General features: G+C 45.5%; 9 protein-coding genes. 8 read left to right on the top strand and 1 reads right to left on the bottom strand.

Annotated features, from left to right (window positions below):
- The first annotated feature begins 49 nt into the window (after positions 1–49).
- Complete coding sequence (locus tag AC58PV_RS00120; protein ID WP_497430264.1) at positions 50–1,705, top strand: MGH1-like glycoside hydrolase domain-containing protein; 1,656 nt, start codon at positions 50–52, stop codon at positions 1,703–1,705.
- 23 nt (positions 1,706–1,728) lie between these two features.
- Complete coding sequence (locus AC58PV_RS00115) at positions 1,729–2,619, top strand: glycoside hydrolase family 43 protein (RefSeq protein ID WP_497430918.1); 891 nt, start codon at positions 1,729–1,731, stop codon at positions 2,617–2,619.
- 217 nt (positions 2,620–2,836) lie between these two features.
- On the opposite strand, the gene gdhA is transcribed toward AC58PV_RS00115, so the two are convergent.
- Complete coding sequence (gene gdhA, locus AC58PV_RS00110; RefSeq protein ID WP_497430263.1) at positions 2,837–4,207, bottom strand: NADP-specific glutamate dehydrogenase; 1,371 nt, start codon at positions 4,205–4,207, stop codon at positions 2,837–2,839.
- A 244-nt stretch (positions 4,208–4,451) separates the two neighbouring features.
- On the opposite strand from gdhA, the gene AC58PV_RS00105 reads away from it, so the two are divergent.
- The 6 genes from AC58PV_RS00105 (at position 4,452) to AC58PV_RS00080 (ending at position 14,405) form a co-directional block, all read left to right on the top strand.
- A complete protein-coding gene (locus AC58PV_RS00105; protein WP_497430262.1) occupies positions 4,452–5,036 on the top strand; it encodes a TetR/AcrR family transcriptional regulator in 585 nt (194 codons plus the stop codon).
- Between the two features lie 735 nt (positions 5,037–5,771).
- Entirely contained in the window at positions 5,772–6,908 is a 1,137-nt protein-coding gene (locus AC58PV_RS00100; protein ID WP_497430261.1) for a glycoside hydrolase family 88 protein, read from the top strand.
- Between the two features lie 131 nt (positions 6,909–7,039).
- Positions 7,040–8,026 carry an ABC transporter permease gene (locus AC58PV_RS00095; RefSeq protein ID WP_497430260.1) on the top strand — a complete coding sequence of 329 codons (987 nt, stop codon included), beginning with the start codon at positions 7,040–7,042 and terminating at the stop codon, positions 8,024–8,026.
- A gap of 43 nt (positions 8,027–8,069) precedes the next feature.
- Positions 8,070–8,945: a carbohydrate ABC transporter permease gene (locus AC58PV_RS00090; protein WP_497430259.1), complete on the top strand. Its 876-nt coding sequence runs from the start codon at positions 8,070–8,072 to the stop codon at positions 8,943–8,945.
- Between the two features lie 123 nt (positions 8,946–9,068).
- Positions 9,069–10,742 (top strand): extracellular solute-binding protein, encoded by a 1,674-nt coding sequence (locus AC58PV_RS00085; protein ID WP_497430258.1) that lies wholly within the window; start codon positions 9,069–9,071, stop codon positions 10,740–10,742.
- Between the two features lie 96 nt (positions 10,743–10,838).
- Positions 10,839–14,405, top strand: coding sequence for a polysaccharide lyase 8 family protein (locus AC58PV_RS00080; protein WP_497430257.1), 3,567 nt, complete (start codon positions 10,839–10,841; stop codon positions 14,403–14,405).
- The last annotated feature ends 78 nt before the right edge of the window (positions 14,406–14,483 follow it).

Raw genomic sequence — 14,483 nt, 5'->3', positions numbered from 1 at the left:
AGAGTGGGCTGCCTAAGGCAGTCCATTTCTACTAAAGGGGACTATTCGTATGAGTGAGAACATGCTAAATCGGCTTCGCGAAATTTCTGTGGAAGCGCAGTTAGGTCAGTTGAAAAAGGCAACAGATCGTCAGGTACTAAACGAGTGGCTTAATACAGGCGTGAAGTTTGCTTCGACTGGCGGTCGTTTGGAAGAGACATATTACAATGGGCTGAGCAAATTGTTCGATTGCATCGTACCGACGATGGGAGATGCACCTGTGCTGCATGAGGGTGGCATTTATCTAGGATGCTGGATGGAAAGCACGGGGACAATCAACAATGAATTGTTGTCGCGTTTTCTGCCTTCCGTATCGGAGGATACCTTTCAGCTATTCGCAGATTATCAGAAGGAAGACGGTCAGCTGCCTTATAAAGTGACTGAAAACGGCCCTGCTTATCGGCAAATTCAAATGGTGACTCCTTTGGCGCGAAGTGTATGGAACCATTATGCATTGAATGGTCGCAATCAAGCGTTCTTGCGAAAAATGTACGAGGCCATGGTACGCCATGATGAATGGCTTGAGACGTATCGTGATACACGTCGAACGGGCTGTGTTGAAGCATTTTGTACGTTCGACACGGGACATGACTTGTCTCCGCGATTCTGGCACGTGCCGGATTCCGCTCATCTGGATGATGCTCGGCAGTATAACCCGGATTCGCCGACTTTGCCCTATTTAGCACCAGATTTGACAGCAAATGTGTATTGTCAACGTCTTTATTTATCGCGCATGGCGATGGAACTCGGGGATGAGCAGGGGGCAGGGGAGTGGAAAGCAAAGGCTGAAATGAGCTTGAACAGCTTGTTCAACCATTGTTTCGACGAAACGGATTCCTTCTTCTATGATGTAGATCGGAATGACGAATGGGTTCGCGTCCAATCCGATGTTTTGTTGCGTGTGCTTGCCTGTGAGGTAGGCGATGAGGAATTCTTCGCAGCTTCGCTGCGGAAGTATTTGCTCAATACAAGCAAGTTTTTCGCGAAATATCCGTTTACATCCATTGCTATGGACGATCCGCGCTTTGATCCGTTCTCGAGTTACAATTCGTGGGGGGGCACGTCGAATTTCTTGAGCTTGATTCGTACCCCGCATGCCTTTGAACATCATCATCGCTATGTGGAACTGACTTGGGTGATGAACCCGATCGTGACAGCACTGGCGCAGATGACGCGTTTTGCCCAAACGGTAAGCCCTTGGACAGGGAAAGAGGGCTATACGGAGTCCTATTCACCAGCTATTCTGTGCCTGCTCGACTTTGTTGAGCGGATGAGCGGCATTGTACCAAGACCGGATGGGGAGCTTTGGTTCACTGCTCTAGTACCTTATCCACAGGATCACGGTGAAGTTATGGCTGCAGAAACGGGCTACAGTCGAATCGTCGACGGTGTCACATTCGAATTTGTCACATCGAGAGACGGTGGAACGGCATATAGGAACGGTGAGGCTTATCTGCAGATACCTTTCGGAACAAGGGCAGTGACGGATCGGAACGGCCAACTAAAAGCCATCATTGGGATGAGCGTTCGCTCGATTGAAGGAACAGTTCGGTATGCGGGTCGAGAAATTCCTCTTCGAGTGAAGGGAAATGAGATGGTTGCATACGTGAATGAACAGTTTACTAGTGTGCGCGATTTAGGTGTTATTTATCCAACATATCGGTAATTGGGAGGGGAGCAGGTATGGCGATGATACAAAATAGTAACTTACAGATTCGTGATCCCTTTGTTGTACCCGTTGTCCAGGAGGGACAGTATTATCTGTTTGGCAGCACGGATACGAATATTTGGGGCAAAGGGACAGGGTTCAATGTGTACGTAGGACGAGACCTGCAAGAATGGGAAGGTCCTTATGCTGTATTTAGGCCTGAGGCGGATTTCTATGCTGAGAACAATTTCTGGGCACCTGAGGTTCATAATTACGAGGACCGTTATTATATGTTTGCGACCTTCCGACGGAAGGATAACGATTTGCTGGGAACAGCTGTGCTGGTAAGTGACAGCCTGCTAGGTCCTTTTACGCCGCATAGTGAGGGTCCGGTTACGCCGAAGGAATGGTGCTCGCTGGACGGGACATTATTCATCGATGAAGAGGGGGTACCTTGGATTGTATTCTGTCGTGAGTGGCAGCAGGTAGCGGACGGTCAAGTTTGTGCAGCTAGATTGTGCGAGGATCTGAAGGGGATAATTGGCGAGCCTGTGGTTTTATTTTCTGCTTCGCAAGCTGCATGGCCAACGGCGTTTCAGCATGCTCGTTATCCAGGACAAGACAACTATGTGACCGATGGGCCGTCGTTGTATCGAACAGAAGAAGGCGTATTGCTGATGTTATGGGCAAGCTTTATCAACAACACGTATGCACTTGGTGTTGCTACGTCAGTCTCAGGGACGGTACTGGGCCCGTGGGTGCAGGAGGAGGAAGCCCTCTTTCGAAGTGATGGCGGACATGGGATGTTGTTCCATGCATTTGACGGAAGCTTGATGTTGGCTGTCCACACGCCTAATCAGACGCCGAATGAGCGTCCGCTTTTCCTGAAAATCGAAGAGGTAGCAGGGAAACTGCGGGTAATTGGTATATAGGGTTATACATTAGGTTAGGAAGAGCTACCGAGAGGTAGCTCTTTCGTGTTTGTAGGGCAAGTGTAAATCTAACATGAAAACTGCTGAAAAAAGGTGTCCTGACGTAGATTTCTCTACATCAGGACACCCTGTCCCTTTAAGGCACTAAAGTTCCCATGCCGTGTTCAATTGTCGAAATGACACTTTATTAACATGTTAGTTCTCTTAACAATCGCGTCTAAACGACACCTTGTGCGATCATCGCGTCGGCAACTTTGGTAAATCCTGCAATATTTGCACCGACAACGAGGTTGCCAGGGTGACCATATTCCTCAGCTGCTTGAACAGCGCTTCTGTAAATGTTCTTCATGATCGCGTGCAGCTTATCGTCTACCTCGTGGAACTGCCAAGAGTATCTCATGCTGTTCTGGGACATTTCAAGCGCGGATACGGCAACGCCGCCTGCATTTGCTGCTTTAGCTGGTCCGAACAAAACGCCAGCTTGTAAGAATACATCAATCGCTTCTAGAGTGGATGGCATATTTGCGCCTTCCCCGATAGCTTTTACGCCATTGCTAACAAGCAGTCTTGCTGATTCTTCGTCGATTTCATTCTGTGTAGCACTCGGAAGCGCGATATCACATGGAATGGACCAGATGCCGTTACAGCCTGCATGGTAAGTAGCATGAGGATGTTCTTTCACATACTCACTGATTCTCGTACGCTCAACCTCTTTCAAGCGACGAACGGTTTCAAGACAGATACCTTTTGGATCATGGATATAACCGTTGGAATCGCTACAAGCAACAACTGTTGCGCCTAATTGAACGGCTTTTTCAATGGAATAGATTGCCACGTTACCGGAACCGGAAACAACGACTGTGCTGCCATCGAAGCTAAGACCTTTGGAATTCAGCATTTCGTTTACGAAGTAAACACAGCCGTATCCAGTAGCCTCTGTACGGCCCAAGCTGCCGCCATAGATAATACCTTTACCCGTTAGTACGCCAGACTCGTATGCGCCGCTTATGCGCTTGTATTGACCGAACATATAACCAATCTCACGTGCGCCTACGCCAATGTCCCCTGCTGGCACGTCTGTATCCGGTCCAATATATTTATAAAGCTCTGTCATGAAGCTTTGTGTGAAACGCATAATTTCGTTATCGGATTTGCCTTTAGGATCGAAATCGGAGCCACCTTTACCGCCGCCAATAGACTGACCAGTAAGGGAGTTCTTGAATGTTTGTTCAAAACCAAGGAATTTGATAATGCTAGCATTAACAGACGGGTGAAAACGCAAACCGCCCTTGTAAGGACCAATTGCACCGTTGAATTGTACACGGAAACCACGATTTACTTGCGTAACTCCTTGATCATTCACCCATGGTACGCGGAACGTGATTAAACGCTCTGGCTCTACAAGGCGCTCAAGAATACCGTGTTTCATGTACTTCGGTTGTTTCGCAAGAACTGGAATTAGGGATTCGATAATTTCTTTAACAGCTTGATGGAACTCAGTCTCATTCGGATTACGTTTGACTACGGTTTCGTATACACTGTGTGCATATTCTCTTGCGACTACATCATTTTCCACTTGAACTAACACTCTGTCATCCACCTTCACAATTCAAATATGATAAAAAAAGTTTATTAGTATAGTTTTACCTTATTCGAGCCAATTGGGCAATCAAAATTTACATGTCATGTAAGCTTACGAATGCGTGTTATGAAAGTGATCATTAGACTGAATTTACATTGTGTAGTATACTTTGCGAAGTGTGAATTAGAACTGCATACTGCTTAAAAAGATAAATCTTATCTTATTATGGAAAAGAAAAGGAATAGCATACATGGATAATCGAACACCACGCATCGATCCACGAATTCTTCGAACACGGCAATTGCTGAAAGACGCTTTTGTCGAATTGCTTCAGGAAATGGATATTGAAAAAATATCGGTCAATCGTATCGCAGAGCGCGCAACCATTAACCGAGTTACATTCTATCTGCATTATCGCGATATTCCCGATATGCTCGAGAAGATGGCGGATGAAATGATTGAAGACATCAATCGCATTTTGACCAATGCACAGGCCATTCAGATTTCCAAGGAAGAAGACGATTGGCCGATGTTAGTGAATTTACTGGAACACTTTGCTGAACATGCGAAGTTTTATAAAGTCGTGCTTGCGTCAAGACGAACACCGATTTTTACAGAGCGCATGTTAAGGCTTCTGACGGAATTGGTTACCTCACGAATTGAGAAGATGGGGGATGCGTCTGTTTTAGCAACAGCAGGTATTCAAAAGGATATTGCCATATGGTACGGTTCTTCCGCATTAATCGGTACGATTGTTGCTTGGCTTCGCCAAGACATGCCCTATACGCCTGTCTATCTAGCTAAGCAGTTTATAATGATGCGTACACTTACATAGAAGAGATAGAAATTTGGGGGAGATTGGATGAGGGCGAGTTGGGCTATTCACAGGCAAACCCAGGTAAACCCACGGCAAACCGAGAGCAAACCGAGGGCAAACCCCAGGGCAAACCAAGGGGGAATATAGTGCAAGCCCAAGGTAAACCCAGTGCAAATCCAGTGCAAACCTAAGGTAAACCCAGTGCAAATCCAGTGCAAACCTAAGGTAATCCCAGTGCAAATCCAGTGCAAACCTAAGGTAATCCCAGTGCAAATCCCAGGGTAAACCTGTGCAAACCTAGTGCAAGCATCAGGTAACCCTTGCCTCATTCCTCGTCCCCATGCTGTGGCCCCGTCTCCATGCACCCTACCTTGGCACCAATTAGCCATTTAACTGGAAAACATGCTGTTATTTTCTCGGTTTTGGATCAATATTTAGGATTAGATGGAAAATATGCTGTTAATTTGAAGAGTTTCGCTTGAAACAGCAAATTTTCATTAAAATAGATGGATATTTTACAGCCATTGATGGAAAACATAAGAAATTCCTGATTTTAACTGTATATTATCCAGTTATTTGCAATATCAGACATCATAACGAAGCGCCAAACAAGGTTAGATCCCTTGCGCGGCGCTTTTTCCGCATTCACAGGGCTCGCGCACCGTACCTGTTAACCCGACGAAAACATGTATATTGAGCAAGTTGTCTTCTATAGATATGCTTGGGACATTCAACGGAGGGAGTGTAGAGAGAATGACACAAGAACAATGGATAAAGGATGCCTGGGAACAAGGTGTCCGCAAAGTAAAGAAGACGAGCCTGCGATTAGGTGCAGCATTTCCTCACGGATCGAACGAAGGTCAATTTCAATTAACCTCGCCGCATTACTGGACAGCCGGTTTCTGGCCTGGGATCCTCTGGCTTATTTATCAAGATCGTCAAGATGAACAGTTACGGCTCATAGCAGAGAGCTGTGAAGCGCAGATGGATGCTGTCATCGAGGCGTATGAACCCCTAGATCATGATATGGGCTTCATGTGGACGCTAACCTCGATCGCGAATTGGCATCTCACCGGCAATGAGCAGTCCAAACGCCGAGCTTTGAAGATTGCCAGCCATTTGGCGGGGCGATTCAATATCAAGGGAAGTTTCATCCGCGCATGGAACAGCCCGGAGCGCGTAGGCTGGGCAATCATCGATTGCATGATGAATTTGCCGCTGCTCTACTGGGCGTCGCAACAAACGAACGACCCGCGCTTTAAGCATATTGCAGAGGCGCACGCGGGTATGGCTGCGAAACAATTTATACGTGAGGATGGCTCCGCGTATCACATCGTCTGTTTCAACCCTGAGACGGGCGAACGTACAGGTGCGCTCGGCGGCCAAGGCTATGCGGAAGAATCCGCATGGGCACGGGGGTCGGCTTGGTCGATCTATGGCTCGGTGCTTAGCTACCAACATACCGGCCGTGCCGACCTGTTGGCAGCAGCTGAGCATGCAGCCACATTCTTCCTGTCACACTTACCAGAGGATAAGGTGCCGTACTGGGACTTCCGCTTGCCTACCTTCGAGGGGGCTTCGCGGGATACGAGCGCCGCAGCGATAGCGGCAAGCGGACTACTCAACTTAGCCAAGGTTTGCGAAGGCGATCGGGCACTCTTTTATAAGGAACAGGCGTGTGCGATCTTGCAATCTCTATCCCTTCATAATAATGCGGATGATTCGGAGGAAGCGATTCTGCTCTCAGGTACGGGGAATGTGCCGATGAATCAGAATATCAATAAACCGCTCATTTACGGTGATTTCTACTATATGGAAGCATTAGCGAAGCTGCAAGATTATCCATCTTTCTGGGAAATAGGCGCAGCCAAAGCGCATGTATATCGCTAGAAAAAATGTATATCGGACAGTGAATATCCGTATAACATCAGCCTGTTAACTGATCGAAATCATGTATATTGAACGGATGGCGGATAAGCAGGTACGATGAGTTCAAATTACAGAGCAAGGAAGTGACACCGATGAGTCAGACACTCCCACCTTCAACCCCAGCGATGGTCAATCAGAAGGCGAGTACAGCCAAAGCCAAAAGTAACTGGTTAGTAAGGAAGTATGGCAAGCGCGTATTAAAACAGAATATACCGTTGTATATCATGTTTGTGCCTATCATCCTATTCTTCTTTATATTTAAATATTACCCGATGACGGGGCTCGTCATTGCCTTTAAGAAGTACAGCTTCATTAAAGGAATTTGGGGCAGTCCTTGGGCAGGCATGGACAACTTCAAAATGATTTTTCAGACAAAACAAATCTTCAGTATCGTGTGGAACACGTTGAAACTGAGTGGGCTAAGCATCATTATAGGATTCCCGGTTCCGATTATATTAGCCTTGTTACTAAATGAAGTAAGGAAGATGAAGTTCAAGCGTTTGGTTCAGACGTTAGTTTATCTGCCGCATTTTCTCAATTGGGTCATTGTGGGGGGCATTGTCGTTACGGTCTTCTCGCAAAGTACAGGTACGCTTAATCATTTGATCGAGAAGCTTTTTGGGGAATCGTATCCATTCTTATATAAAGAGTTCTCCTGGATTTCTATTTATCTGGCATCAGGTGTTTGGAAGGAAGCGGGTTGGAACGCGATTATCTATCTCGCAGCACTAACCGCCATTGACCAAAGCTTATATGAAGCATCAAGTATAGACGGCGCTAATAAATGGCAGCAAACGATACGAATTACATTGCCGGCGATTCTGCCGACGATCATTATTATGCTAATCCTGAAGATCGGACATTTGATGGAATTAGGCTTCGATCAAGTATTCGTTCTACAGAATAACGCCACACTTGAAATATCAGAGGTCATCAGTACTTTCATGTACAAAATTGGTATTCAGCAAGCGAATTTCAGCTTGGCGACAGCAATGGGATTGTTCGAATCCTTGGTTGGTTTAATCTTGGTGCTCGCAGCTAATCGCATTGCGCGCAGCTTCGGCCAAGGCTTGTGGTAGGCAATCAGTTGATGATGTGACAAACGATTAGAAGGAGAAGCTTATGAAGCATACAAGAGGAGAGAAGGTATTTTACGCCCTCAACTATATATTTTTACTACTTATTGGTCTCAGTTGTTTGTTGCCAATAGTTCATATTCTAGCGTTGTCACTGAGTGATAAACATGCGCTGATGTCGGGGACGGTAAGCTTCTGGCCTGTTAATGTGAGCTTAGACGGCTATAATGCGCTGTTCAAGGAAAGCCCAATCATCAAGGATTTTAAGAATAGTCTGATCATTACGGTCATTGGGACATTCCTGAATATTGTGTTCACCATCTTAGCTGCATACCCCTTGTCTAAGCGTTATTTTATCGGACGCAAATTTTATTCATTCGCTATTATATTTACGATGATCTTCTCAGCTGGTCTTATCCCCACGTATTTATTAGTCCAAAAATTGGGGCTCATCAATAGCTATGGCGCGCTATGGCTGCCTGGTTTGATTACGGTGTGGAATCTCTTGGTATTGAGAAGTTTTTTCGAAGGATTACCAGAAGAATTGGAGGAGGCTTCGCGTATTGATGGTTGCTCCGAATGGCGATTGATCTTTCAGATCGTGTTGCCATTGTCATTGCCAGTCTTAGCTGCGTTAACGTTATTCTATGGAGTAGGTCACTGGAATGCTTTCATGAATGTTCTCATTTATATCAATGACTCCAACAAGCTGAATTTGGCGGTACTCGTGCAACAAATGATTCAGAATCAAAGTTTGATGCAGGAGCTGACGAATACACAGCCTGAACTAGCAGCTGCGATCACACCTGAGGGTGTCAAAGCGGCTGGGGTTATCGTTATGACATTGCCGATGTTGATTGTATATCCATTCTTACAACGGTTTTTCGTCAAGGGTGTTATGGTCGGTGCTGTGAAAGGATAATGGTAATTCGATGAAAGGGGTGGTGTGCAGCACCAAACATGGTAGTCTTAATGGGCAAGTAGATGTATGCAACGGGGTTATCTTAAATCTGCATGAACATAACTTGAGGGGTGACTTATTCATATGAAAAAAATGAGCAAAATGAAAGCGACATCCGTTACATTGGCATTGGCAATCACAAGCACGACGCTACTTGCAGCTTGTGCATCTGATAAAAAGACAGATACTGCAACGACGACGCCAAGCGCTGCAAGCACAGCTGAGGCAACTGCGAAACCAGCTGGTCCTAAGCCAAAAATTACAGTTTCCATTTATGATAGAAATAACGTTCCTGAGGGTGAAGGAACGATAACCAATAACCGCTGGACGAAGTGGATTAATGAGAATGCACCTGTGCAAGTTGAATTTATCCCAGTTCCACGTACGAATTCTTCGGAGAAGTGGAACGTCCTGTTCGCATCGGGGCAAGCACCTGATTTAGTCATGGAATTCTCCAATCCTTATATGAAGGATTTGGCGGCCAAAGGGCAAGTTATTCCGCTCGATGACGCTATTGCGAAGTATTCCACGAACTACAAGAAGATGATTGCTGGCAATGAGTCCTTACAGAAATTAACGAGATTTAATGGGAAAACGTACTTTATGGGTCGCACTTTGCCATTTACAGCTAACCATTATGTGATGATTCGCCAGGATTGGCTGGATAAATTGAAGCTTCCAATGCCGAAAACAACCGAGGAGTACCTCCAAGTTGCCAAAGCATTCACGGATCAAGATCCTGACGGTAATGGCAAGAAAGATACGCTTGGTTCGACTTTCTATGATGTGGATGCTTTCTTCCAATTATATCAAGCAAGTGATGAGACATTGCCGATGATCACGTCCTATCATCTGATCAATGATCAATATGTACGGACATGGGATCGTCCAAAAGCAGATTTAGCATTTAGAAAGAGTATGTATGATGCTGGAGTTGTAGATAAAGATACGTTCACAGATAAAAATGGTGCGAAGGCGCAACAGGATTGGGTGAATGGTAAACTTGGCATTTATGGTTCCGATGTGTTAGAAGGAAGTAAAGGATTCGATGTCTACACGGCGCTGATCAAAAATAATCCAGATGCCAAAGTGTCAATTATACCGCTTCCGAAGTCTGAATTCGGCCAATTCTCGCCTGCCGGTGCTGTACCTATGCAATTTACGTCTGCGATTAATGCTACAGCAAAGAACGTAGAAGCTGTTGTGAAATACGTCGATTGGCTGATGCAGCCTGAAGTTCAGCAGACGTTGATGTACGGTATGGAAGGCGTTCACTATAAGATGGTAGATGGTTGTCCGAAACCGATAGATTCTGAGAAAAACAAGAAAGAATTAAATTGGAATGGCGATTTCCAAATGATGTCTCAAACGGGCACAATGGGCAAATGTGTAGAATATACGAATACATTGGATCCTTTGAAACCGGTTGATAAAGCGTATATTGATTTAGTTAAGCAAGGTAGAGCTGCTTACATTACAGCGGATCGTCCTACAACTTCCGAAGTCGTGCTTCCAGTAACACTGACGGAAGATCTGACAGTCATCAAGAACACGTTGAAGAATACGTTAACGAATATTTATACCAAAGCTGTTGTTGGTGGAACAGGTTATACGGTTGAACAAGCGATGAAAGATGCACAAGATGCTTGGGATAAAGGCGGCGGTAAGAAAGTCGATGACTTCTTAACTAAAGCTTATGCGGATAACAAAAAAGACGTTATTTACACGAAAGATTACTATAAATTGTTGACGAAATAAGAAATTCAAACAACTAGTTCATCATGCGCTTCCTTCCTGCATCAAGTATGTTCGGGAGGGAAGCATTTTTTTTCCACAATAGAAAGGGGATTATTAATGTTTATAAAATTTCGTTTGTTGAAAGCGCTTTTATTAGTTGTGGCTTTAATTGTCAACCTAGTTGCACTTCCAGTAAGACCTGCCTATGCGGCGGATGAGTATGACACGTTACGGGCAAAAATTTATGATCTTACCACTGGAGGACCTACGTACGATCCGGCAGACCCAGACATCAGCGGCAAGATTACCAATATTACGACGCTTGCGCAGACAAATTGGGATACGATGAATAAGGCTGTTGGGAGAACCTATCTGTGGAGTGATCTGGCAACAACAACGGAATCGGAGCATGTTTCCGGGAGCTACCAACGTTTAGAAGCCATGACGCTTGCTTATGTGACAAGAGGTTCGACTCTTCAGAACAATGCGACTTTGCTTGCTGATATTATTAGTGCAATGGATTGGATGTATACGAACAGATATAACACAAGCGTGGTGTATAGAGGTTATGACAATTGGTTTGACTGGCAAATCTCTTCCCCACTCAGTATTAATAACATAACAACATGGATTTATTCCAGTTTAACCGCAACGCAGATTACGAATTGGCACGCTGTCATCGACTATCAAGCGCTTACTTGGGGGGCTGGTCTGACTGGAGCTAACCGCGTATGGGCTTGCAACATTAAGATTACGAGCGGAATTATTGTCAAAAACAGTGCAAAAATCATCTTAGGCAGGGACCAGCTAAGTTCGGTATTTGATTATGTGACTTCCGGAGAAGGCATGTATAGTGATGGTTCGTTTCTGCAACATACCGCACTCATCCCATACAACGGCGGTTATGGTATTAATTTGCTCGATAATTTAACCAAGGTGATGTATGTCGTTGCAGGTTCTACATGGGATATCACAGATCCAGATGTAGATAACATCTATCAGTGGGTTTACAATGCGTTTGAACCGTTATTTTATAACACTTCGATGGCGGATATGGTTAGAGGAAGAAACATTGCAAGATTAGCCAGTGATGATAATGGATTAACGTCAATGGGAGCACTTGGAGCTTCTGTGGTCAGGATGGCTTTGTCAGCACCATCTGCCAACGATCGGGCAGCTTATAAATCGATGATTAAGAAATGGATGACAGAGGCAACGTCTCCTACCAAGTATGCTGATTTGGTTATGATCAGTTCCATCGTGCAAACGAAACAAATCATGAGTGATCCATCTGTTACAACAAGAGATGCATTGATCATGAACAAACAATATCCCAACATGGCTAGAACTATTCACCATAGACCGGGATTTGCGTTCGGCATCAGTATGTCTTCCAGTAAAATCGGGAATTTTGAAATTGTTAATAATGAGAATTTAAAAGGCTGGCATACCGGAGACGGAATGACCTATCTGTATAATTCCGATTTAACGCAATACAAGGATTCGTATTGGCCGACCGTAAACAGCTATCGCTTACCTGGCACGACAGTCAATCAGAACACGACGGCAACAGCCAATGCCAAGAATCCGAATAGTTGGGTTGGAGGTACAGAAATATCAGGACAATACGGAATCACAGGTATGCAGTACACCGCAAATAGCGCTACGCTGACAGCAAAGAAATCATGGTTCATGTTCGATGATGAGATCGTGAGTCTGGGAGCGGGTATCACGTCCACAGATAACAAGGTAGCTGAAACGATTGTTGAAAACCGGAAGCTGAATAGCTCCGCTAACAATGCGCTAACTGTAAATGGCGCCGCAAAGTCAACTGCGCTAGGCTGGAGTGAGACGATGACCGGGGTCACTAAGATTCATTTGGCCGGGAATGTAGCAGGCTCCGACATTGCTTACTATTTCCCTACAGCAACCACATTAAAGGGATTGCGCGAGGCGCGAACAGCCCAATGGTCGAGTATTAACCAATACTCAACAGGTCCAGAATACTTTACGAACTATACACGCAATTATATGAATATGTGGTTCGATCATGGGACGAATCCGACAAATGCTGGGTATGCTTATGTGCTATTGCCAGGTATGACTAGTAGCCAGTTGGATACGTATGCAGCTAACCCGGATATTACGGTCGTTGAAAATTCAACAGCTGCACAGGCTGTGCAAGAAAATGCACTAGGCATACTAGGAATTAACTTTTGGAATGATGCTGCCAAAACGGTGAGTGGTGTCACCAGCAACAAAAAAGCATCCGTCATGGTCCGCACAACCGAGAACGGAATGGAAGTTTCCGTATCTGACCCTACTTTGGCCAATACGGGGACGATCCAACTTACGCTGACACAACCACTGGGGCCAGTGGCTTATAAGGATTCTCGGATCACAACCAGTACAAGTGGCGGTACGACTACCCTCACTGTCAATGTGAGCAGTGCTGGCGGCAAGAGCATTAAGGCGTTTTTTGCAACACCTTCCGCTGGGCCGGTTACTGGCTACACGGTAAATGAAGATTTTAACAGTATGACGGTTGGTACCCTGACTGGTCAAAATGGCTGGATCTTCAATAATGCAGGGGCTGCGGAGAATACCGTTGTTGTACAGAAAGAGAATAGCGTGAGCGGAGACAAATCGCTGAAAGTAATGACTGCCTCAACAAGCGGAAGTGCCGAGGCGTATCGTCTGTTTAACGCACCTCAAAGCGGCTATATCACAGCGGAAGCTACCGTAACAGCCGATGACAGCAACTGGAAAAACGCACTAATCATTTCGGACAATAGCTTAACTGCTAGTAACGTAGCTGCTCAACTGGTGATGCAAAGCGGAAAAATCTGGGGTTACAACGGCAGTACCAAAACAGATGTATTAACAGGGATTACGAGCGGTCAACCGTATCGCTTGAAGGTCGTAATCAATGCATCGACGAAAAAATACGACGTCTACGTTAACGATGCGCTGCTTGCTTCGGGATGGAATTATCGCTTCTCAGGCGTAACCACACTCGACAAGTTCTCTACCTCGATCGCAGGCAATGCGAGCTCGATGAGCGTGGATGATGTGAAAGTAGCGTATAAGCCACTTACGCTGATTAGTTTAATCGATGAGAACTTTAACAGCCTAGCGCTCGGCAATCTGAATGGGCAAGGCGGTTGGGTGTTTGATAATGGCGGCATCACCGGAAATACGGGAGTTGTACAGACGGTAAGCGGATCTAACAAAGCTGTCAAATTGACTACAACATCCACCAGCGGTAAAGCTGAGGCCTATCAGGCGTTCACAGTACCAGCAAATAGCACGGTTATCGCAGAAGCGACTGTCACAGCCGATGACAACAACTGGAAGAATGCCTTAGTCATCGCTGACAGCAGTCTCACTTCGAACAACAGCGCTGTTCATCTCATTATGCAGAACGGCAGAATCTGGGGCTACAACGGCGGTACGCAAACGAACGTACTGACTTCGATTGAGAACGGCGTGCCGTACCGTTTGAAAGTGATTATTAACACATCAACGAAAAAGTTCGATGTCTACGTAAATGGCGAACTGCAAGGCTCGCAGTGGAACTATCGTTACACCGGATTGACCAAGATTGATAGACTGGGCACAGCGATTGGCGGAAATGCTAGTTCGATGAGCGTAGATGATGTCTTCGTGAGCTATAATCCATAAGATTTTGGAGTAGATTAACTTAACTTCCAGTCCAGTCATATGCTCCTTTTCATTCGTTTGGTTGTGTGTCTAATCCAA

It is taken from the genome of Paenibacillus sp. J22FR83, from assembly GCF_059691955.1.
The sequence above is the reverse complement of the archived record's forward strand: the minus strand, read 5'-3'. Positions and strand labels throughout refer to the sequence as shown.